Source organism: Algiphilus sp. (assembly GCF_965216485.1).
Lineage (GTDB): Bacteria > Pseudomonadota > Gammaproteobacteria > Nevskiales > Nevskiaceae > Algiphilus.
In genome coordinates this window covers 699,526-720,707 of the sequence record NZ_OZ244162.1, presented here as the reverse complement: position 1 = coordinate 720,707, position 21,182 = coordinate 699,526, and the positions used below count along the sequence as shown (strand labels likewise).

18 protein-coding genes are annotated in these 21,182 nt (G+C 63.2%); 3 read left to right on the top strand and 15 right to left on the bottom strand.

The features are described 5' to 3' along the window. Positions 1-8: 8 nt before the first annotated feature. The 7 genes from ACOOFO_RS03285 to ACOOFO_RS03255 all read right to left on the bottom strand — a co-directional run bounded on the left by ACOOFO_RS03285 (position 9) and on the right by ACOOFO_RS03255 (position 5,919). Positions 9-1,358, bottom strand: coding sequence for a type II and III secretion system protein family protein (locus tag ACOOFO_RS03285; RefSeq protein ID WP_420428234.1), 1,350 nt, complete (start codon positions 1,356-1,358; stop codon positions 9-11). A gap of 50 nt (positions 1,359-1,408) precedes the next feature. Continuing rightward, positions 1,409-2,380, bottom strand: a complete 972-nt coding sequence (gene cpaB / locus ACOOFO_RS03280; RefSeq protein ID WP_420428233.1) for a Flp pilus assembly protein CpaB — start codon at positions 2,378-2,380, stop codon at positions 1,409-1,411. Positions 2,381-2,410: 30 nt separating this feature from the next. Beyond that, on the bottom strand, positions 2,411-2,842 hold the full coding sequence (locus ACOOFO_RS03275) for a TadE/TadG family type IV pilus assembly protein (RefSeq protein ID WP_420428232.1): 432 nt from the start codon (positions 2,840-2,842) through the stop codon (positions 2,411-2,413). A gap of 77 nt (positions 2,843-2,919) precedes the next feature. Beyond that, positions 2,920-3,363 (bottom strand): prepilin peptidase, encoded by a 444-nt coding sequence (locus ACOOFO_RS03270; protein ID WP_420428231.1) that lies wholly within the window; start codon positions 3,361-3,363, stop codon positions 2,920-2,922. Between the two features lie 28 nt (positions 3,364-3,391). Next, positions 3,392-3,577 carry a Flp family type IVb pilin gene (locus ACOOFO_RS03265; RefSeq protein WP_420428230.1) on the bottom strand — a complete coding sequence of 62 codons (186 nt, stop codon included), beginning with the start codon at positions 3,575-3,577 and terminating at the stop codon, positions 3,392-3,394. Positions 3,578-3,677: 100 nt separating this feature from the next. After that, complete coding sequence (locus tag ACOOFO_RS03260) at positions 3,678-4,799, bottom strand: phosphatase PAP2 family protein (RefSeq protein WP_420428229.1); 1,122 nt, start codon at positions 4,797-4,799, stop codon at positions 3,678-3,680. 49 nt (positions 4,800-4,848) lie between these two features. Further along, a complete protein-coding gene (locus ACOOFO_RS03255) occupies positions 4,849-5,919 on the bottom strand; it encodes a phosphatase PAP2 family protein (protein ID WP_420428228.1) in 1,071 nt (356 codons plus the stop codon). 200 nt (positions 5,920-6,119) lie between these two features. Between ACOOFO_RS03255 and ACOOFO_RS03250 the strand changes: the two genes are divergently transcribed. Continuing rightward, entirely contained in the window at positions 6,120-6,962 is an 843-nt protein-coding gene (locus ACOOFO_RS03250; protein ID WP_420428227.1) for a symmetrical bis(5'-nucleosyl)-tetraphosphatase, read from the top strand. 135 nt (positions 6,963-7,097) lie between these two features. After that, positions 7,098-8,441, top strand: coding sequence for a sigma 54-interacting transcriptional regulator (locus ACOOFO_RS03245; RefSeq protein ID WP_420428226.1), 1,344 nt, complete (start codon positions 7,098-7,100; stop codon positions 8,439-8,441). Between the two features lie 77 nt (positions 8,442-8,518). Here the strand turns inward: ACOOFO_RS03245 and ACOOFO_RS03240 are convergent, their stop codons facing one another. The 5 genes from ACOOFO_RS03240 to rluD form a co-directional block, all read right to left on the bottom strand. Next, positions 8,519-11,137: an efflux RND transporter permease subunit gene (locus ACOOFO_RS03240; RefSeq protein WP_420428225.1), complete on the bottom strand. Its 2,619-nt coding sequence runs from the start codon at positions 11,135-11,137 to the stop codon at positions 8,519-8,521. Positions 11,138-11,190: 53 nt separating this feature from the next. Further along, on the bottom strand, positions 11,191-12,252 hold the full coding sequence (locus ACOOFO_RS03235; protein WP_420428224.1) for a WD40/YVTN/BNR-like repeat-containing protein: 1,062 nt from the start codon (positions 12,250-12,252) through the stop codon (positions 11,191-11,193). A gap of 56 nt (positions 12,253-12,308) precedes the next feature. Further along, positions 12,309-14,639 (bottom strand): DUF1302 domain-containing protein, encoded by a 2,331-nt coding sequence (locus tag ACOOFO_RS03230; RefSeq protein WP_420428223.1) that lies wholly within the window; start codon positions 14,637-14,639, stop codon positions 12,309-12,311. A 178-nt stretch (positions 14,640-14,817) separates the two neighbouring features. Continuing rightward, the gene (pgeF, locus tag ACOOFO_RS03225; protein ID WP_420429625.1) at positions 14,818-15,558 is read right to left on the bottom strand and encodes a peptidoglycan editing factor PgeF; all 741 of its coding nucleotides are present in this window, start codon (positions 15,556-15,558) and stop codon (positions 14,818-14,820) included. Between the two features lie 8 nt (positions 15,559-15,566). After that, positions 15,567-16,526, bottom strand: a complete 960-nt coding sequence (rluD, locus tag ACOOFO_RS03220) for a 23S rRNA pseudouridine(1911/1915/1917) synthase RluD (protein ID WP_420429623.1) — start codon at positions 16,524-16,526, stop codon at positions 15,567-15,569. Between the two features lie 33 nt (positions 16,527-16,559). On the opposite strand from rluD, the gene ACOOFO_RS03215 reads away from it, so the two are divergent. Beyond that, the gene (locus ACOOFO_RS03215) at positions 16,560-17,477 is read left to right on the top strand and encodes an outer membrane protein assembly factor BamD (protein WP_420428222.1); all 918 of its coding nucleotides are present in this window, start codon (positions 16,560-16,562) and stop codon (positions 17,475-17,477) included. Between the two features lie 7 nt (positions 17,478-17,484). Here the strand turns inward: ACOOFO_RS03215 and ACOOFO_RS03210 are convergent, their stop codons facing one another. Genes ACOOFO_RS03210 through sucC form a run of 3 tightly spaced genes read right to left on the bottom strand, consistent with a single transcriptional unit; the run spans position 17,485 to position 21,171 of the window. Next, the gene (locus tag ACOOFO_RS03210; protein ID WP_420428221.1) at positions 17,485-19,101 is read right to left on the bottom strand and encodes an NAD+ synthase; all 1,617 of its coding nucleotides are present in this window, start codon (positions 19,099-19,101) and stop codon (positions 17,485-17,487) included. Between the two features lie 24 nt (positions 19,102-19,125). Continuing rightward, positions 19,126-20,001 (bottom strand): succinate--CoA ligase subunit alpha, encoded by an 876-nt coding sequence (sucD, locus tag ACOOFO_RS03205; protein ID WP_420428220.1) that lies wholly within the window; start codon positions 19,999-20,001, stop codon positions 19,126-19,128. 3 nt (positions 20,002-20,004) lie between these two features. Beyond that, positions 20,005-21,171 carry an ADP-forming succinate--CoA ligase subunit beta gene (gene sucC / locus ACOOFO_RS03200; protein WP_420428219.1) on the bottom strand — a complete coding sequence of 389 codons (1,167 nt, stop codon included), beginning with the start codon at positions 21,169-21,171 and terminating at the stop codon, positions 20,005-20,007. Between the last annotated feature and the right edge of the window lie 11 nt (positions 21,172-21,182).

The window sequence follows — 21,182 nt, the reverse complement described above, 5'->3', positions numbered from 1 at the left end:
CGCGCCTGTCAGCGTGAGAAGCCGAAGCTGGACTGGTCGAATTCCCCGGTTTCCTGGAAGAACAGCTGATCGAAGCGCGGGTCGTAACGATCCTCCTCGCTGCCCGGCAGTCTCGGCACCTGTGCATTGGCACCCAATGGGCGCACCAGATGCGGGGTCACGACCATGATGAGCTCGCGCTCTTCCTTGCGGCGCTCCGCAGACTTGAAGAAGCTGCCGAGGATGGGAACGTCGCCGAGCCAGGGCACCTTGTCGAGATCGTTGACCTGCGTCGAGCTGACCAAACCGGAAATCACGAAGCTCTCGCCGTCACCGAGTTCCACCGAGGTATCGGTGCGCCGCGTCACCAATGCCGGAACACTGGTCCCGCTGATCTGTATGCCGGCAGTGAAGTCGAGTTCGCTGACCTCGGGCGCTACTTTCAGCGCGATGCGATCCTTGGACAGTACGGTGGGCGTCAGATTGAGTCGTACGCCGAACTCCTTGAATTCCACGGTGATGCCGCCTGCCGTGGCACCGCCTTGAGAGACCGGTACCGGGAACTCTCCGCCAGCGAGAAAACTGGCGGTCTGCCCGCTGGTTGCCGTCAGGCTGGGCTCTGCCAATGTCCGCGCCATGCCCTTGGACTCCAGCACACTGAGCACGCCCAGCACATTGTTGGCGGCATCGCCCAACACCAGGTTGAAGGCATTCGACAGCGGAACGAACCCGGAATCGAGCGCAAATCCGTTCTGTGTGCTCGCCACCCCATTGAGGCCCCCAGGGGTCACCACGGAGGCCGTGGTATCGCCGATGCTGCGCGAGAAATTGAAGCCATAGCGCTGCGCCGTGCGGCGGCTGACTTCGGCGATCCGGATTTCGGTCAGCACCTGGGTTTCCAGTGTGACCTGACTGGTGTCATTCAGGGCTTCGTCGTCCGCCCCCTGGCCTGCCTGTGCACGTGCTCGCCGATGCGCAAGTACATTCGGTAACGGCCCCGAAAGGCCGACGCCGGGCCGGATTTCAGCAGCCGCCAGCGCTTCGTCGGGTGCGGTCCGCGCGGATGCGATGGGCACCACACGGAGCAACAGACGCTCAGGCTCGCGGCTGCCTTCCGACCAGATCAGCAGGCTGGTCTCTCCCAGCTTGCGGCCGGTCACGAGCAGCTCCTTGCGATTGATCACGTTGACCGCAGCGATTTCGGGATTCCCGACGGCCACGCGTACGACGGCGCGTTCTCGCCGGAGCAACTCATGGGTTCCGTTTTCGACTTCGAAGCCACTGCGTTGCGGCGGATCGCCGGCTGCCCATGTCGTCGCTGACAACAGCAACAGCAGCGTGGCGAAGAAAAGGTGCGCGGACGAAAGTCGGGTCATCATGCTCGTGCTCTTTGCGTGCACCGGCGGTTCCTGGCTGAACTGGCGCGTCATCAATCGTAAACCGTCTCGACATCGGCGCCGCGATAGACGTAGATGCGATGCCTTGGCTCACGCGATTGCTGGGCCTGCTGCTTTTTCTTGGGCACTTCCACGCTCGAGAGCTGTGCCGCTGTCAGCGGCTGGTCGCTGTTGTCCTCCGCATCCGCCCTTTCCACTGCGGTTTGCGCGGCGTCACTGCCAGACGAGGCTGCGCCTTCGCCAGCCTCCAGAAGGGCCTCGTCGGACAGCGCATCGAGTTGGGCGACTTCTGGCACCTGGCCGTGCATCGCAAGGCGGATCTCGCCCAGGTTGGAACCCAGCATCAGGCGGGTTGTCTTGTCATCCGGAACGGCCAGCACCACCGTGCGCTGCCGGCGACGTCGATCCTCTTCCTTGTCGTCCTCGACCCCCTCCGGGCGGTCGACGATGCGATCCTCCAGCGCGAGGACGCGAATTTCGCGTAGCAGGATTCGCGCCTGCACGGCTTCGATATCCGAGCCACCGCGCAGATAGACCAGGATGTCGACAATATCGCCGGGGCGCAGGAAGCCGCCCACCGCGATCACGTCGTTGACTTCCAGCGACATGGCCTTGTGGCCTTCGGGCACGATGCGCGCGAGTTCGTTGGCATCCTTGAAATGCCTTCCGGTCACGGGTGCGCCCGCATCGACATCCACCAGAGGAATCCGGTTGACGACGTCCTCAATGCTGTCGAACTGCCCCTCGGTTTTCACCGCCACAGGCGCGATGCGCACCTGCTCCGCCTGAATCGGCTGATAGGCCGCGAGCGGCGCCACCGCCACCACGGCTTCGGGGAAGCTTTCCTTCTCTTTCGCGGCCGCCGCGTCACCGGTTTCCGCACCGGCTGCTGGGGCGGTCGGCGCGGCCGTGTAGCTGCGCGTCATCTGGAAGGCGACCACAGCCAGGATGATGGCCAGCAAGACGGTCACCACCGCTGCGATTTTAAGCGCCGTACTGCTCATGCTTCCCCCTTGTGCCTGATGCGGCGAATACTAGAGTAACGCCACTGCCGACGCTTGCATGCGCGCTGGCAGGGGTGGCACATCGCCGACGAGTGGCAGGCTGATGACCGGAAAAATGGCGGGCGAAGTCGCGCTGACATCGAAATCGAGCACGACCCGAACGATGGGATTGCCATCGAGTTCCTCGATGGTCACGGTACCGAAGAGATCATCCTCCTGGTCTGCAAAGCGGGCCCTCTGGGACACCGGCATCCATGCCAGGGTGTTGCTGGCAGCATTGCGTGCCGTGGTCCGCACCAGGGTTTCGTAATCCGCCGCCTGAGGGTCCACGCGCACCGCGGACTCAGCCGCCGTCTTCGCGGCATAGTGGATGGACTCGTTGATTACGAAGACATAGCTGTAGACGATGGCGCCGTAGATCAGCAGAAACAGGATGGGGAACACAAAGGCGAACTCAACCACCGAAGCGCCCGACTGCCCCCGAAGGCTGGCAGCGCGCGGGGAGCGCCGCCTGCTGCTCACAGCATGCATACGCAGGTTCATGGCACGGCCATCGCAACGACTGCAGCGTGCCCGACAAGGATGCTGGGCGCCACCGGCTGTCGGGTACGTCTGCGTACACACCATGCCACGCCGCACCAGATAGCAAAGGCGATGGCCCACAGCAGGACCAGAGCGAACGCGCCGGGCCATGCCAGGGCCCATCCGATGGAGGCGAGCAGCTTCACATCACCCGCCCCCATCGCGCCCGACCAGTACCCCGGCAAGGTCGCCGCCGCCGCAATGCCCAAGCCTGCGACAGACTGCAGTGTGCTGGACAGGAGGCTATCGCTTCCTCCAGACCGAAGCAGCAGTGCAACGCTGCCACCTGCGATCAGCAAGAGCGGCAGAAGGTTTGGGATTCGCCGTTGCTGCCAATCACGCAAGGCGGCGATGGCCGTCACCGCAACGAGCAGGCATGCCAAGGCATATTCGACCGTCATGCGCGTACCCGCGTGAATGGCTGGACCGCTAGCCTGCGCTACCAATCGAGGTTGCTGCGCTCTGGAAGAGCGAATTGAGACCAGTACCGATCTGACCGAGCGCAATAATCAGGACAATGGCAATCAGACCCAGAATCAGCCCGTATTCAATAGCACTCGCACCTTCTTCATCAGAAAGGAAGGAACGGATCCAAGCGGAAAGGAAATCCAACATTTTCGGCCTCCAGGGCGACGTGAACGCGGCTAGGCCGCGGATGCAACAAACATTAGGCGCAGGGCGGTTCGGGTGTCAAAGCCGTATGTCCCGGCATTTTCTACCGCTTATCCTGATTCATCGTTTCGCCATGAAGGGAATCCAGCCGGTGACGTGTCACTTTACCGGCAATCCACCAGATGGGAAGCATGATGAGCCCGGCGGCATAGCCATCGACGGCGTAGTGCCAGCCGAGATGCACGCTCCCGACCAGGATGCAGAACAGGAAGAACGTGGCACACACAACAGCCCGCCGACTGCCAAGTCGACAAGCCAGCAGCACGAGCAGGACACACGTGCCGACATGCATGCTTGGCATCGCCGAGATGCCGCTGGTCATGCCGTTGGCGCCGCGCACATGATTCGCCCAGAGCAGTTCCTGGACGCCAAGCGCCCAGACGGGATATCGCAGCTGCTGCAGCTCTAGGCGCTGCATCAGGTCCGCATAGGGCGAGGCCAATCCGGTAACCCGTTCGAAATAACAGGGGCCGGCAGAAGAAAACGCAATGGCCAGGATCGTGCCGACGATGATCCAAGCCAGAAAGAAGCTCAGCAAATATTGCAGACGAAGTTGCGAATGCCCTCTGGAGACCGCAACCCAGATGACACTGAAGTGGATCACGACAAACCACAGGTGATAGATCAGATTGATGATCGAAGTGGCCAGCGCACTGGAAAAGACAGCGTGTGTATATCGCCACGGATGCGTCCCACCGTGCAGCCAACGATCCATCTGAGAGAAAGCTGGATCCCATGCAAAGGGCTGAAGCTGCGGAATCATCGCCTTCCAGGCCGAAAAGAAGGCCGTAAAGAACACCATCAGCAGCAACAGCCAAGCGATGGGCAATGATCGCTGCGGGTTCGCAATCACAAAGGCGATGTCCCGGCGCAGCGTGGCAAAAGGAGAGGCGGGACGCCGCACTGCAACAAGACACACCAAATAAAAGAGCACCGCGCCGCCCAGCACCGTGACTGCGGCCGTTGGCAGAGTGTTCAGGGCGGTCCATCGGAGGGCCTCACCCGGGCTATGCCCGGCAAGGGCCAGCAAGACAACCAGGCTGATCCCATAACTGCCGACCACCAGCAGCAAGAGGCGATCCCCTGCCACGGGGTCGCGCCGGATCATCCATCGCGCCTGGCTGGCTTTGGCAACCAGTACCGTCCAGGGATTCAGGCGCGGCATTGGCGGAGGCTGCCTGTACGCGATGAACGTGGCGTGCTCGGCCCCATCATCACGACCCGCTCTCGGCCCTGCCGACCGGCGTGACACCCTGAGCTGCGTCCACAGTGCCGCGATGCACTCTGCGTGCAATGACACCCGAAGCCTTCCAGATCAGCAGCGTCAACACCAGTGCAAGATACCCATCGATGGCGTAGTGCCAGGCGAGGTGGACGGAACCGATCAGGACGAAGAACAGGAAGATACCGGCGCACCACTTCGCCAGCCGGCCGTAGTGACGGGCGAGAAGAAAGACGAGCGCAGAAGTCGCCACGTGCAGGCTCGGCATTGCCGAGATCCCGCGCCCGACCGCCAGCGCGCCGGCTTCGTAGTCCCTCCACAGCATGCTCTGTACCTCAAGTGCCCAAACCGGCAAATGCGTATCGGCCCATCGCAGGTACTCCATCAAGGGTGCGTAGGGGTCAGGCTGGCCGACGATCAAGCCGTAGTAGCAGGGCCCTGCCGACGACAGCCCAGTGGCGAGCACATTCCCCAGCACCATCCACAGCAACACGAAGCACACCATGAACTGCGTCCGCAGCACCGGCTGCTGCAGGCTGAAGGCCTGCCAGATAAAGGCAAAGTAGATGACGAACAGCCACAGGTGGTACACGGCGTTGATGGCACTGGTCACCAGCGGCGTGCCGACCAGCGGCTGCAGCCAATGCCACGGCGGGCGGCCACCATGAAGGGCGGTGTCCCATTGGTGGAAGAGTGCGTCCCAGGAAAAGGGGGAAAGGGCCGGAATCATCACCTTCCATGACGAATACACACTGATCAGCACTGCCAGCAGCACCAGCGAAGGCAGTCCTGCGGCAAGCCGAGCGCGGAAGTGGAAGTGGCGCGCCTCGTACAAGGCAAAGGCCAACGGACGCTGGGGGCGCACGACCAGCGCAATCCGCAGCAACCAGGCGACGACAAAGCCTGTGGCGGCTGCCAACACCATCAGCACCATGCCTTCGCCGTACAGACTGATGCGTATCGCGCCTTCAAGTCCATGGAGCGCGGCCACGCCGAAGGCCACGGCGGCGTGTAGGGCGATGATCGCCGCCAAAAAGAGGTGTTCGCGCGACGCAGCGGTCAAGCGAAGGCGCACGGGCGAATGTGCCGGGGTCGTGGTCGGCGCTGACACCAGCAGGTGGTCATGAGATGGCGGCATGGGGTGGGAAAGCCAAGAATACGCGACCACAACGGCAAGTCTCGTTCCACACTTGCTGTTACATGGTGGCGACCGGTACATAAGGTCGAGGCCCCATGATCAGCGGCAATTGATAGGCTTGGGCGATGACGACGTGGATCATCGGCGACCTGCAAGGGTGCTACGACAGCTTGATGCGCTTGCTCGACCAGATTGCCTTCGAATCGCGCAGCGACGAACTCATTTTCGTGGGCGATCTGGTTAACCGCGGCCCTGGTTCCGAGGCCTGCCTGCGCTGGGTACAAGAGCAGTGCGAGCGCGGTTCGGCGCAGTGCGTACTTGGTAACCATGATCTCCATCTGCTCGCCGTGGCGGCTGGCAAGCGCAAGGCCAATGACGGCGATACCTTGGACGATATTCTGCGCGCACGAGACCGCACAAGCCTGCTCGACTGGCTCGCTCGCCAGCCTTTGCTTCTGAGGCGCGGCGATGACTGCATCGTCCACGCGGGCCTGCACCCGGACTGGGACCTGGACACCGCCACGCTTTGCGCACGGGAAGTGGAAGCCGAGCTGGCTGGCACGCAGCGCACGGCCTTTTTTGCCCGCATGTACGGCAATGAACCTTCCCGCTGGCGCGACTGCACTTCGGCGGAGGCGCGGCAGCGCTTTGCGGTCAACAGCTTCACGCGCATGCGCTTTGTCCATCGCAAGCAGCATGCGCTCATGCTGAAGGCCAAAGGCAGCGCCGAGTCCCCACCGGAGGGGTGCATTCCCTGGTTCGCCGCACCTCATCATCGCCCGGCACAGAGTCGGGTGTTCTTTGGCCATTGGTCGACACTGGGAACAGTGAAGTGGCCGCAGTACCGCGTGCTCGGCCTGGATACCGGCTGCGTCTGGGGCAATCGGCTCACCGCCTGCGATCTGCACTCGGAAAGCCTGCACTCGGTGCCGACGGCTCCCGGCGAGGGCCGCACACCGGAAGGCTAGCTTTTTTCTGCACCCCCTTCGACGCGCGGACGCCCGTTTGTCGGGCCGCTCTTCCGGCTCGTCCGGCGCGCATTGTGCTGAGGTGACGCACGGTTCAGGATGCAGGCTACCAATCTGGAATCACCGGAGAGTTCCGTGTTCGCGCGTAAGCAACGTCCGGCCATTGACGCCGGTGCAGGACCACAGCAAGGCAATTTTCTGATCGCGGTCGACGATGGCAGGCACGCGACGGCCGAGGATCAACGTGCGCTGCAGGCGGTATTGCCTGAGAACGCGCGCTGCACTTTGCGAGATAGCGCCGCCATCAAGGGGCGCGACCTCGCCAACGCGCAGTTCGTCCTTGCCTTGTTTGCCGACGCGCAAGCAATGGACCGGCTTGCCGATGCCGTGCAGCAGGTACGCGAGGGCGGCGGCACCACGACGCTGATCCTCGTGGTGCAACCCTCGGCATTGGCCGCGCTCGGGCGCTGGCTCAGCCAACGCGCCGAAAGCGAGCGGCTCGTGGGGACGCGCCTCATGGTCGCAAGCACGATCATTGAGGTCATCGAGCAGTTGCCGCGGCGCCTGATTCCCGTGCAGGAATGCAACGTCATCCGCATGCCGCAAAGTACCGAAATCGAGAACGCGCCGAAGAGCAGCTTCTTCACCTTCAGCCCGCAGATTCAGGATTTGATCCGACGCATCCGTGCCTTTGCCGACAACGGCATCACGCGCGCCTATCTTCTGGGCGGCCCCGGCAGCGGCAAGACTTCACTCGCTTACTACTATTACCTGAGCCGCCGCAAGGGACGCTTCGTATCCGTCAACCTGCTCGCCGAGGACACCGGCGACAAGTCCGCGGTCAAGTCCCTGCTCTGCGGACATGTGCCGGGCGCCTTTCCGGGCGCTGGCGCACGCGCGGGTGCCTTCGACATCGCGCAGGACGGCGTCTGCTTTCTTGACGAAAGCCACGGCGTGATGGGCGCAGTGATGGAAACGCTGATGGAGGCCCTCGACAACGGGCAGTACATGCCCTACGGCGCGGCGGCCAAGCGCCCCCTCAAGTGCGCCCTCATCTTTGCCACTAACCGAAGCTGGGAGCATCTGCTCAGTTCTGTGAACATCGACGAGTTCACGCGGCTGGGGGCGGCCACGCTGCAGGTTCCGGAGTTGTGCGAGCGCGAAGAGGACCTCATCGCGGTGACAGCCACCACGCTTGCCCGCCTGGCGTCTCCCTGCACCACCTGGGATCCGCCCACGGGCGTCGATCCGGCTGCTTGGCAGCGCATCCGTGATTGCCGCTGGCATGGCAACGTCCGCGCCCTCATCCGCACGCTGGAAGCGGCCTTTGTGGAAACCGCCACGGGGGCGACATCGCGCAACGATCTCATCGACGATGTGGCGATTGGCCGCGGCATCGCCCTATGGGAGCCGGCGGAACACCATAGCCACGCCATTTACGCCTCCAGCGTAGACGCGCCGCGATCAACTGAACGTTAACAGGCCTACACGGCGCCCCAAAGCAAAGGGCCATCGCACTGCGATGGCCCTTTGTGCATCAAGCCTGGACGATCGGTCTAGACAAGCCGTCCGCCCGACTCCTTGTCGGCGCGTTCGGCCTCCGCGTTCAGCGGCAGGACAAAACGGCATAGTGCCGGGCAGAGCAGCACCGCGCCCAGCATATTCGCCGAGAACATGAAGACGAGCAGCAGGCCCATGTCGCGCTGGAACTGCAGGTCCGAGAACAACCAGGTCGCGACACCGCCGGACAAGCAGACGCCGGTGAAGACAACGGCCTTGCCGGTCTGACGCAGTGTGTCCAGATAGGCCTGCCGCAGACTCTTGCCGTTCTGCTTCACCTCACGTTCGATGACGTCATAGATGTAGATGCCGTAGTCCACACCGATACCGACCGCCAGAGCGACCACGGGCAAGGTCGCCGTCTTCAGGCCGATTTCGAAAATCGCCATCAGCGCATTGGCCAGGAAGGTGACCATCAGTAGTGGCGTGACGACGGCCACCACGGCTGCCACCGTCTGATAGGACAGCAGCAGGAAGATGGTGATGGTGACGTAGACCCAGAAGATGGTCGCGAATTCCTTCTCGTGTACCACTTCATTGGTGGCGCCCATGACGCCGACGTTGCCTGACGCCAAGGCGAAATTGACCGGGCAGGTCTTGTTGTATTCGGCGTGTGCCTTTTCTGCCTGCTCGATCTGCTGGGTCAGCGCAGTGAAGCGGTCGGTCGCCTCGATGTCGACATCGCTCAGGCCCTGGGCGTGCATCTTGCTGCGGTATTGACGCAGCTCCTGCTGACGGCGACCGATTTCACGCCGCGCCTCGGTGCGCGCGTCGCAGTAAGCCATGTCGACATCGTGCTCCGCCACCTTGAAGTAGGTCTCCGCATTCTCCTGATCAAAGCGTTCCACCGCGTTAAGGACGCGTTCGATGGTTTCCGCCTTGTGATCCTCGGTGAAGATCAGCACTGCCATCGCGGAACAGTCCGGGTTGAGCAGACCGGAGGAGGTCGGCACCGGCGTAATGGCCTGCACCATGGTGTAGCGATTGCGCGGCAGCACGCTGTACATCGGATTGGCCTCGGAGAAGGCCGCATTCACCTGGCGCGCCACCTGCGGCAGCGAGACCGTGGACTGCACACCATCGACGTTGCGCATATGCCAGCCGAAGCGATCGATCTGCTCCATCACGTCGTACTGGATGCAGGCTTCGGGATCGGTTTCAGCCACCACGCGCAGGATGTCGGTTCCCATCTCGAAATTACGGGCAATGGCGCGGGAATCCTGGTTATAGCGCGAATCCGGACGCAGCTCGGGCACGCCCGCATCGGCGTCGCCGATGATGCGGTTCTGCTGCAGATAGATCGAGGCGCCCAGCACGACCGTCGCCAGAACCAGCAGGCCACCGGCCACCGGCGTGGTCGTGATGATGGTCATCGGGCGCCAGATCTTGTCGCTGGCCTCCATCTTGCGCTGGCGCTGGGCTGCGAAGCCTTCCTGATCCTTGATCGTCAGATAGGACAACCAGATCGGGAGCAACACCTTATTGGTGATGATTACCGCCATCATGCCGAAGGCGGCGTTCCACGACATCTCGCGCACGATGTCGATGGGCACGAACTGGATCGTGAGGAAGCCCGTCATGTCGGTGATCAGCGCGATCGTTCCGGGAATCGCAAGTCGGCGGAAGGTCTCCACCGAGGCGTCGTAGCCGTTCATCCCCTTAAGTACCTGGTCGGCCCAGGTATTGGTGTACTGCACGCCGTGCGAGGTACTGACCGCGAGGATGAGGAAGGGCACCAGGATGGCGAAAGGATCCAGCCCGAAACCGAAACTGTGCAGCAGGCCAAACTCCCAGATCACCGCGATGATCGATGACACCAGGGAGATTGTGGCCAGCATGGCGCTGCCGGTGTACCACCACAGCGCCAGCGCGGTACCGATCAGCGCGATCAGGAAGAAGCCGGCCACTTCCAGGGTCGCGTCAGTGACATTGCCGACGACCTTGGCGAAGCCAATGATGTGGACCTTGATTTCGTCGTCTTCGTACTTCTCGCGGATCTGCTCGAGGCTGTCGGCAACCTGCGAATAATTCAGCTTCTCGCCGGTGACCGGGTCGGTCTCGACCAGCTCGGCGTAGATCATCGCGCCAGTCTGATCCTTGGTCGTATAACGCCCGACGATGCCGGCACGTGCGACGTTGTTGCGCACGGTCTCGAACATCTCTTCAGTGGGCTGATAGTCAGCCGGAATGACGTTGCCGCCCTGGAAGCCGCCCTCCACCACTTCGAGGTAGCGCACATCGGGCGTGAACAGGGAGGACACGCGAGAGCGGTCGACGCCTTCGAGGAAGAAGACTTCGTCGGTCACTTCCTTCAGCCGACCGAGGAACTTCTCGTTATAGATGTCCTCGTCATTCTGCTGGATGAGCGCGACCAGAACCTGGTTGGCGCCACCGAACTGCTTCTCGTACTGCTTGTACACCTCCATGTAGGGGTGCTCGAGCGGAATCGACTTGTCGAAACCCGCATCCGGTCGAACCTGGGCCGTCTGATAGCCAAAGAATACGGTCAGGCCGATCAGCACCAGCAACAGCAGAAGGCGCTTGCCGTAGATCAGAGGGACCAGGAAGTCCAGAATTTTTTCGGTCGTCGGCGAACTCGGTTTTTCTGCGGCCATCGTTGAGGGTTCCCGTATCGTCGTTTAATTGCCTGCAGTGCGCGAAGCGCGACTCAGGGCAGCTGGGCGCTTTCGATCCCGCCTTCCCCGACGAGAATCAGCTCGCTATTGGGGCCGAGCTGCGCTGCTGACAGCGGCGACTCGGACTCGGTATTCTTGCGGGCCTTCACCGTCAGTTCGGGGGACAGGCGCAGTATTTCGCCATTCAAGCCCACAAGGACGTAGCCGCCGTCGGGGATATCCACGCCTCCAAACATCGAATTCGTCGTACCAGTCTCGATCTCGGTCCAACCCTTGCCAATCAGCGACTCGCCACCGCCGAGCACCGGATCGAAATCCGGATCGATATCGGGCACTTCCGACAGGTCGCGGGAGATATAGGCGGTGCCGCGCAGTCCATAGACCAGTACGCCACCGTCCTTCAGCGCCATGCCGCCAAAGAAGGAGCTGTCGTAGGGCGGTTGCAGACGGCGCCATTCGCCGTCCCAGCCATCGGCCACGGCGAGCATGCCGTACTCGCCCACGGCGAAGAGGCGGCCATCGCTGAGCGGGAAGATGCGATTGATGTGGAACTCGTCGTCACGAATAGCGGGCGCTTCGTAGTCTTCCCAGGTCTCACCACCATCTTCGGTCTTGAAGGCGAGGCCATAGGCGCCTACCGCAAGACCGCGTTCACGATCCAGGAAGAAGACATCGTGCAGCGGTTCCTCGAGGCCAGGTTCGAACTGCTGCAGCTCCCAATTCCGGCCGCCATCGGTCGTGTGCAGAATGACGGCATCGTGCCCCACGGCCCAGCCGTGGTCCTCGTCGACAAAGTAGAGCGAGGTCAATGCCGCCCGTGTAGGCATGGGGATCTGTACCCAATCCTTGCCGTCCGAGGAAACGAGCACATGGCCGCGATCGCCAACGGCGATATAGCGCGAGCCCGTCCAGGTGACATCCAGGGCAAGATCCTCATCCGCTCGCGGCATGATTTCCGCGTCGTAGGTCTGCGGTGGGAGGGCGTCAAAGTCCACTTTGCCCCCCATCTGCGCTGCGGCAGTGAGCGGTAGCGCACACGCGAAAACCACCCCAACAGCCGGTCGGAAGACCGGCTTCCAGAAATTGCTCGTCATATCTCGCACCCTGACGCAACGTCGCGCGTTGCGCATTGTTGTTCCAGTAACGACGATCAGAACTCGTAGCCGAGGAAGAACTGAACGTTATCGCGATCCCGCTGAAGATCTCGGCTACCACCACCGGTAAACCAAGTGTAGCGTACGTTCGCTTCGAACGCGTTCAGATAGTCGAAGGACAGACCAGCAATCACCTGCTGACGACCTTCAATGAAATTGCCGCCAATACCCGGGGTCGTACCTTCCACATCATGGAAAAAGGCCAGCAACGGGCTCACGTTCATCCCCAGGAAGAGGTTGTCATAACGCGGCAGGATGACGGCGCGATAGCCGTAGGAGACATCCGTGCCGAAGGTATCCAGATCCGCGATGGCGGTCGGGTTTTGGCGGCCGCGGCGCTCGAAGTTGTCCGGGTTGTTGGGATCACCTGGATCCTGCGGACGCTGATCGGCAGGCTGAATGCCTCGGCTGCCATCGGCACCGTGCGAGATGTGCGTGTCAGCCTGACCGCCGTTGAACTGGAGTTCATCCAGCTTCGGCATATCGATGACGTGCTGCAGCCCGACCTCCAGCAACAGGGTGACCTGGGTCGCGCCGATGGGGTTGCCGCTACCACCCACGAAGCGGATGAAGTTCAGGTTGAGCTGTCCGGTCTTCAGGTACTCGAAACCACGAACATATTGGTTGGCTTCGATCGGCTCGCCGCGGAACTGCGAGATGAAGTCCGGGACTGCGGTCCGCCGCCCAGGCAGGGTCGCAATGCCGAGATCGAGATCCTGTTCGGGGAAGGCGGGCTGCAGCGCAGCAAAGACCAGGTCGGTGGAATGGATCTGGGTCGGCAGGCGTGGACGGTAGGCGTACTCACCCGAGAAAGCGGTGCCGAAGATATTGGTGTTGAAGGAGATGCCGTAGAGCTTGATGTCCTCCGGGTATTCCAGGAAGACGCGGGCCGAGTCCAAAGGCAAGGCTTCCTGATCGGCTGGAGCAAAGGAGCCCAGGCCCTGCGAGGCGGCGAGGTTGTTGGCAATAGCCACCTCGTCGCAATCGGCCAGCAGCTGCACAAGGTTGGTCGCCGGATTGGCCGGCAATGAACCCACCACCGTATCCACCAGGCCTTGCAATGGGTCGGGCAGCTGCACACCACCAACCGACCCCCCGCTGCCAATACAGGTTGCATCTGCGGCCGTTGCGCTCACCACGGGGAAGCGGTTGTGATAGTTCGCAAAGTACAAGCCGATCTCGGTCCCGCCAATCAGGTCCGGGAAGAACTGACGGAGAGCGAAGCCGTACTGGCCGGTATCGCTGGGTTCGCGACGGTTTTCCTCAGCGTAGTCGCGCGGCACAAAGCGGGAGGAGGTGGAGCCGAGAATCGCCGCTGGATCCTCCGGGTTGCGGTAGGGCTCGTAGAGCTGCAGCGGATCCTCGGGTGACTTACCAAAGGCCAGCATCGCACCTCGGCCACCGTCACCCACAATGTCGCTTTGCGAGAAGAAGCTGCCTACTGGATCGACCACGACTGGGCGGAACTCATACTGATAGAAGGCCTCCAGCGACACATCGCCGAACAGCCGGGTCTGCACCTGTACCATGCCCTGCGGCCGCAACAGTTCCGCGATATCGAATCCGGGCACGCGCAACAAGGCCTGATTCGGCGGGTTGATGAAGTTCAGGCTGTTGGAGACCAGGAAGGCCGACTCGCCCCAGTTGATGACCTGGCGACCCACCTTCATTGTGAGATAGCGGTCTCCGATGAAGGGCAGGTCGAAAGAAACGAAGCCGTCCAGCAACTGTGTGCTGGCGCCTAAACGGCTTTTACCGGCATTGGCAAACGGGGTTCGGCGTGGAAGGTGAGTCGTATCGAAATTGGTCTCGTCGAGATCGACGTAGGTGTCATCGAAGAGCACCAGGGTGCGCGCGAAAAAGTCGAAATCGATACCCGCAACGGGCAGGGTAAAGCGGATGTCGGTCTGCAGCTTGGCGGCTGCGTTGACAATGTCGCCCTTATCGAAGTTGGTGTTGCCGTTATCCGCGTTGGGGCCAAAACTGCCGGGCTGTGCCAGGTAGCGCTGGTTGGCGTCGCCAAACTCCGGATCATCGATGGTCGCGCTACAGGTGTCGCCCATGAACATGCGGTCCGGGCTGTCGAAGTCGCCCTGGGTGCGGAACACACAGATCCCTGGGTTCAGGGTCGACTTGCTGACCAGCGACGGGTCACGACCCTGCGTACGCCAGCGCGCACCGACCGTGAAGAGATTGGACAGCGAGATTTCGGTGTAGTCGCCAATCGGCATTTCGATAGCCGCGGCCGGAGCGCTGACGCCAGCGGCCAGTGCTATCACACCCAGACGACAGAATACCGCGCGAACACCCTTGACTGATGCAGACATGCAATGTCTCCCCCGAGAACCTTGAACGGTGCCCAACATCCGTGTCGAGCATGGCCGCCATCCGTGCGTTGGCGGCACTTCATAGAATGTTCAAGGTTTTAGCAGAAGCCTCTGCACCACCGCAATAAGTTTCGCCTCGTGATTATTCATGAGGCGACACACGGCAGGATGCAGCACCTCAATGCGCACGCCAGATAAGGGCAGCCATGCGCCCGCATTTGCCATCGCGCCGATGTGAGAAGTAATGCTCCGGATCACTTGCCGTGCAGAGGCCGCTGTCATACACCGCCACGCCCTGCGCGCGCAGGCGGAGCGCGGCAAGCCGGCCCAGATCCGCCCGCCATTGGCCCCCGGCAAGTGCTTCGAAAGCCGCCTCGTCGTTCTGCCCCTGGAAGGCGGCACGGACGTCCTCGCGCACGACAAAGGCCTGTGGGCCGATGCGCGCGCCCAGCCAGGCGATGTAATCACGAGCATTGCCAGGCAATGCGGCCAACCCCGCCTCCAGCACGCCGGCAGCAAGGCCGCGCCAGCCCGCGTGCACGGCAGCCACCGCCGTGCCGTCGCGATGCGCCAGCAGCACAGGAAGACAGTCCGCCGCCATCACGACACAGGGAACTTGCGCCCGATCGGTCCAGGTGCCATCGGCTTCGGGTGTCGCTCCGGCGTCGAGGGTATGGGCCGCTTCGACATGGGTGCCGTGGACCTGCTTCAGCCACCGGGGCTCCGTGGGAACGGCCGCCGCATGCATCAGCCGCTTCCGGTTCTCCTGCACGCGGGTCGGGGCGTCCCCGCTGTGCAGCCCCAGGTTCAGGCTGGCGTAGGCCCCCTCGCTGACGCCGCCCAGTCGCGTTGACATGCAGGCGCGGACATTGCCGGGCGCCGGCCAGGCCGGCCAGAGCAGCAATGGATCATCAGCCATCATCAGGCTCAGGCGCCGCGATCCGGGGCGTGCTGCGCCAGGGCCTCGACGAGGACGCGGAAGTCCGCGGGAATGGGGGCAGCGAGATCAATCGGCGTCCCGTGTACGGGATGGGCAAATTGCAGACGCCGGGCATGCAGTGCCTGCCGCGGAAAAGTCTCGAGATGATCCCGCAACACCTGGGGAATGCCCTTGCCATGGCCACGGCGCCCACCGTAAGCGTCATCGCCGACGATGGGATGGTGGATATGACGCATATGGACGCGGATCTGGTGTGTGCGACCCGTTTCGAGCTGGACATCCAGCAGTGTGTGCCAGGCGAAGCGCTGCTGGATACGGTAGTGCGTCACGGCATTGCGCCCGGATTCATTCACTGCCATGCGGGTCCGCGAGCGCGGATCGCGGCCGATGGGGGCGTCCACCGTACCGCCGGAGACCAGGCGCCCCCAGACGATGGCCTCGTACCCGCGATGAATGTCCCGCGTCTGCATCATGCGCACCAGATGGGTGTGGGCGCGCAGACTGCGTGCCACCACCATGATGCCGCTGGTGTGTTTGTCGAGCCGGTGAATGATGCCGGCGCGCGGCAGGTCGACCGACTCCGGATAACGGTAGAGCAAGGCATTCTGCAGCGTACCGTCGGCGATGCCCGCCCCCGGATGAACCGTGAGCCCCGCGGGCTTGTTGATCACCGCCAGATCCGCATCCTCGTACAGCACGTCGAGAGCGATCGCCTGGGCGCGCTCACCATCCGACTCGTCGGCTAGAGGTTCCGGGTCGAGGTCGAGCCGATCCCCGGCTGCCACCGCGACGCGCGGCCGCGAGGCGACAGCACCATTGACGCGCAGCCGTCCGACCTGTATCCAGGCCTGCAGCCGAGCGCGGGAATAGTCTGGAAACAGCTGCGCGGCAACCGCGTCCAGGCGCTTGCCGGCTAGCGTTTCAGGCACTTCGGCTGCCTCCGATATACTGCCCGATTGCTCCACTAGAGCCTCTTCACTATGACCGTTGCGCGCTTGATATCGCACGCCAGACGCACGATCGCCGTATTGTGCACCAGCACCCTGCTCGCCGCCTGCGCGAGCGACGGGACGCCGCCGCCCATCGTCGACAACCCCTTCAGTGATTCCAACCGGCTCAGCCAGCGGGAACTACGGCTGGAGGCGGATGAACTCTATCGATCCGCGCGCGGCCGCCTCGACAGCGGCGACTATCTGGGTGCGCTGGAACAGTACGAGCAGTTGCGGGCCCGCTACCCCTTCTCCGACTTTGCCACGCAGGCACAGCTGGAAAGCGTGTTCGCGCACTACCGCAGCTTCCAACCGGAACAGGCCATCGCCGAAGCGGATCGCTTTCTGCGCGAGCACCCCCGCGACGACGCCGTGCCCTACATGCTCTATCTGCGCGGGATGATCAATTTCGAGCGCAACAAGAGTTTCTTCGACGGTTCGGATCTGGTCGACACCACCAAGCGCGATGTCGCCTCCCTGCGGCGCGCATTCGATGACTTTTCCCAGCTCATCGGCCGCTATCCCGACAGCCCCTTTGTGGCAGACGCACGCCAGCGCATGATCTACCTGCGCAACCGCATCGCCAGCAACGAAATGCACGTGGTGCGCTACTACTTCGACCGCGGTGCCTGGCTGGCCGCCGCCCGGCGCGCTGAGGACGTCATCGCCGAGTACCCCGGGGCGCCCGCCACCCTCGATGCAGTGGAGATGCTGGCGCGCTCCTATGGCGAATTGGGGCTGCGCGAACAGGCCGAGCAGGCGCGCAAGCTGCTGGCGCAAGTCGAGCCGGAACGCGCCAAGCGCGTGCCGGTGGAGCCAGAACAGCCCTGGTGGAAAATGCTGTGGCCATTCGGCGGCAAGACCCAGGCCTCCGGCGCCCCCGCGCCCGAGGCCATGCCGGCAGGCTGAAGCCTGCCTAGAGTGCGTCGTAGCGAGCCGTGATCGGAAAGCGCCGGTCACGGCCGAAAGCCACCGGCGTGACCTTGGGCCCTGGCGGCGCCTGCCGCCGCTTGTATTCGGCGCGACGCACCAGAGCGGTGATCTGCTCCACAACCTCGGGGTCAAAGCCGCGCGCAACGATATCGGCCGCGGCGCACTGCTCTTCGACATAGAGGCGCAGCACTTCGTCAAGCACGCTGTAAGGCGGGAGTGAGTCCTCGTCGGTCTGGTCGGCGCGGAGTTCGGCACTGGGCGGACGGTCGATCACGCGCTGCGGGATCACCTCCTGCTCGCGATTGCGCCAACGCGCCAGACGCCAGACATCCCCCTTGTAGACATCCTTGAGAGGCGCAAAGCCGCCACACATATCGCCGTAGAGCGTGGCGTATCCCACGGCCATTTCGGACTTGTTGCCGGTGGTCAACACCACGTTGCCGAACTTGTTAGAGAGTGCCATCAGCAAGGTGCCGCGAATGCGCGACTGCAGATTCTCCTCGGTGACATCCGCAGTGCGTCCGGCAAAGGACTCGGCCAGCATGTCGCTGTAAGCCGTGAATGCGGGCTCCACCGGGATGACCGAATGCCGCGTGCCGAGCCGGCGCGCCTGTTCGGCGGCGTCGTCGTTCGACATATCCGCGGTATAGCGCGAGGGCATGGCAACGGTGCGCACCCGTTCGGGCCCGAGCGCATCGCTGGCCAGCGCAGCCACCAGTGCCGAGTCGATCCCGCCGGACAACCCCACAATGGCACCAGGAAAGCCATTGCGGTCGACATAGTCGCGCACCGCGCGCACCAACCCCTGATAGAGCACGCCCAGCGACTCCTCGCCCTCGCAGATCGGCCCCTGGAGTTGACCTTCGGAGAAGTGAAGGGTGTAGAGCCCATCGGCGAAGGAGGGCGCCACGAAGCAGCTGTTGCCATGGGCGTCGATGGCCTGCGAGGCGCCGTCGAACAGCAGGTCATCCTGGCCACCCACCAGATTCGCGTAGACGATGGGCAGCCGTGTTTCCCGTCCGCGGCTGCGGATGATCTCCGCACGCTGCTGCGCCTTGCCGCGCGTATAGGGCGAGGCGTTGATGCTGATCAGCAGCTCGGCACCGTCAGCGAGCGCCTGCGCGCTCGGCTCCGGCACCCACAGGTCTTCGCACACCAGCAGGCCGATGCGGACCCCCTTGCAGTCGAAGCATAGCGAGCGGTCGCCCGCCGAGAAATGCCGCTTTTCGTCGAAGACACCGTAGTTCGGCAGCGCCTGCTTGTGCGTGGTCGCACACTGCACGCCGCCCTGCACCACACTGGCGCTGTTGCGGCAGACACCCTCTTCGTAGCTGGGGTGGCCGTAGACCACGGTGACCTCGCCAGGAACTGAGGCGGCGATGCGCGCCTGCGCATCGCGCACGGCGTCAGGGAGACCGGTACGCAACAGGAGGTCATCCGGTGGATAACCCACCAATGCGAGTTCGGGAAAGACCACGACGTCCGCCGCGTGCTCGGTACGTGCACGCGCAGCGTCGGCAATGATCGCATCGGCGTTGCCCGAAACGTCCCCAACACAGAAGGGGCGCTGGACAACGACGATGCGCAGACTGTTCGGCATCTGGCCGGGAATCCAGCGACGTCGCTAGGCGCCGAGCTCCTTGGCGATGGCGGCACCCAGATCGGCCGGCGAGCGCACCGTAGTGACACCCGCCGCTTCGAGGGCCGCAAACTTGTCGTCGGCTGTGCCCTTGCCACCAGACACAATGGCACCGGCGTGCCCCATGCGCTTGCCCGGCGGGGCCGTCACACCGGCGATGTAGGCAACCACCGGCTTGCTGATATGCGCCTTGATGTACTCGGCGGCTTCTTCCTCAGAGGTGCCACCAATCTCACCGACCATGATCACGGCCTCGGTCTGCGGATCCTCCTCGAAGAGCTTGATGCAATCGATGAATCCCATGCCGCGAACCGGGTCGCCGCCGATACCGACGCAGGTGGACTGCCCCAGACCATTCTGTGTGGTCTGCCAGACGGCTTCGTAGGTCAGCGTGCCGGAACGCGAGACGATACCGACCCGACCCGCCTTGTGGATGTGGCCCGGCATGATGCCGATCTTGCAGCTGTCCGGCGTGATGATGCCCGGGCAGTTGGGACCGATGAGGATGGCGTCCGGATAATTCTTGAGCGCGGCCTTGACGCGCACCATGTCGAGGACCGGAATGCCTTCGGTGATGCAGACGATCACCTTCACTCCGGCGTCTGCGGCCTCAAGGATGGCGTCGGCTGCACCGGCGGCCGGCACGTAGATCATCGACGCCTCGGCGCCGGTCTCGCGCACGGCGTCGTGGCAGGTGTTGAACACCGGCTTGTCGAGATGCTTGGTGCCGCCCTTGCCGGGGCTGACGCCGCCCACCAGATTGGTGCCGTAACTCAGGGACTGCTCGGCGTGAAAGGTGCCCTGCTTGCCAGTGAAACCCTGGCAGATCACGCGCGTCTTGCTATCTACGAGAATGCTCACGATTCAGCCTTCCTTGCGGGCAAGTGCAACGACCGTCTCGGCCGCTTCGGTGAGGTCATCGACCGGGGTGATCTTGAGTCCGCTGTTGCGCAGCAGCTCCTGCCCCTTTTCCATATTCGTACCCTGCAGGCGGGCGACCACCGGAACCTTGAGGCCGACCTGCTTGACGGCTTCGATGATGCCCTCGGCGATCAGGTCGCAGCGCACGATGCCGCCGAAGATATTGACCAGAATGGCCTTGACGTCGGAGGAGCTGGTGATCAGCTTGAAGGCGTTGGTGACGCGCTCGGCGGTAGCACCACCGCCCACGTCGAGGAAGTTGGCCGGCGCGCCGCCGTGCAACTGGATGATGTCCATCGTCGCCATGGCCAGACCGGCGCCGTTGACCATGCAGCCGATATTGCCGTCGAGAGGCACGTAGTTCAGATCGTGCTGCAGCGCGATACGCTCGCGCTCGTCTTCCTGGCTGAGATCGCGCATGGCGGCGATCTCCTTGTGGCGGAATAGCGCGTTATCGTCAAAATTCAGCTTCGCATCGAGGGCGCGCAGGTCACCCGTGCCGGTCACGATCAGCGGATTGATCTCGACCAGGCTGGCATCCAGCTCGGTGAACAGACGATAGAGACCATCGAGAATGCGCGTGAACTGGCCCACTTGCTCCTTGTTCAGATCCAGGAAGAAGCCCAGCTCGCGCGCCTGAAAGGCCTGCAGACCCGCCGCGGGATCCACGTACACCGAACGAATCCGCTCCGGCGTCTTGGCGGCCACTTCCTCGATGTCCATGCCGCCGTCAGGCGAGGCCATGAACACGATGCGCTCCGAGCCACGATCCACCAGGGCCGAGAGGTACAGCTCGCGCGCAATTTCGGAAGGCTCTTCCACCCAGACGCTACCGATTGGCAGGCCACCGGGCCCGGTCTGATGCGTGACCAGCCGCTCGCCGAGCATGGCGTTGGCTGCATCCGAGGCCGCATCCGGGTCGTCCACCAGCTTCACGCCGCCCGCCTTGCCACGGCCGCCGGCATGAACCTGTGCCTTGACGACAACGCGGCCACCAAGTTCCTTGGCAGCCTGGCGCACGGCATTCGGCTGATCGGCGAGCTTGCCCTTCGGAACAGGAATGCCGTAGCGCTCAAAGAGCTCCTTGGCCTGGTATTCGTGCAGATTCATGCAGTCTCCCT

What these genes read in the sequence shown, in the direction of transcription:
- ACOOFO_RS03210 (WP_420428221.1), bottom strand. Translation starts at nt 19,101, where the DNA reads ATGCCGAACAGTCTGCGCATCGTCGTTGTCCAGCGCCCCTTCTGTGTT.
- ACOOFO_RS03270 (WP_420428231.1), bottom strand. Translation starts at nt 3,363, where the DNA reads ATGACGGTCGAATATGCCTTGGCATGCCTGCTCGTTGCGGTGACGGCC.
- ACOOFO_RS03235 (WP_420428224.1), bottom strand. Translation starts at nt 12,252, where the DNA reads ATGACGAGCAATTTCTGGAAGCCGGTCTTCCGACCGGCTGTTGGGGTG.
- ACOOFO_RS03260 (WP_420428229.1), bottom strand. Translation starts at nt 4,799, where the DNA reads ATGCCGCGCCTGAATCCCTGGACGGTACTGGTTGCCAAAGCCAGCCAG.
- cpaB (WP_420428233.1), bottom strand. Translation starts at nt 2,380, where the DNA reads ATGAGCAGTACGGCGCTTAAAATCGCAGCGGTGGTGACCGTCTTGCTG.
- ACOOFO_RS03265 (WP_420428230.1), bottom strand. Translation starts at nt 3,577, where the DNA reads ATGTTGGATTTCCTTTCCGCTTGGATCCGTTCCTTCCTTTCTGATGAA.
- ACOOFO_RS03215 (WP_420428222.1), top strand. Translation starts at nt 16,560, where the DNA reads ATGACCGTTGCGCGCTTGATATCGCACGCCAGACGCACGATCGCCGTA.
- ACOOFO_RS03230 (WP_420428223.1), bottom strand. Translation starts at nt 14,639, where the DNA reads ATGTCTGCATCAGTCAAGGGTGTTCGCGCGGTATTCTGTCGTCTGGGT.
- pgeF (WP_420429625.1), bottom strand. Translation starts at nt 15,558, where the DNA reads ATGGCTGATGATCCATTGCTGCTCTGGCCGGCCTGGCCGGCGCCCGGC.
- ACOOFO_RS03250 (WP_420428227.1), top strand. Translation starts at nt 6,120, where the DNA reads ATGACGACGTGGATCATCGGCGACCTGCAAGGGTGCTACGACAGCTTG.
- sucC (WP_420428219.1), bottom strand. Translation starts at nt 21,171, where the DNA reads ATGAATCTGCACGAATACCAGGCCAAGGAGCTCTTTGAGCGCTACGGC.
- ACOOFO_RS03285 (WP_420428234.1), bottom strand. Translation starts at nt 1,358, where the DNA reads ATGATGACCCGACTTTCGTCCGCGCACCTTTTCTTCGCCACGCTGCTG.
- ACOOFO_RS03240 (WP_420428225.1), bottom strand. Translation starts at nt 11,137, where the DNA reads ATGGCCGCAGAAAAACCGAGTTCGCCGACGACCGAAAAAATTCTGGAC.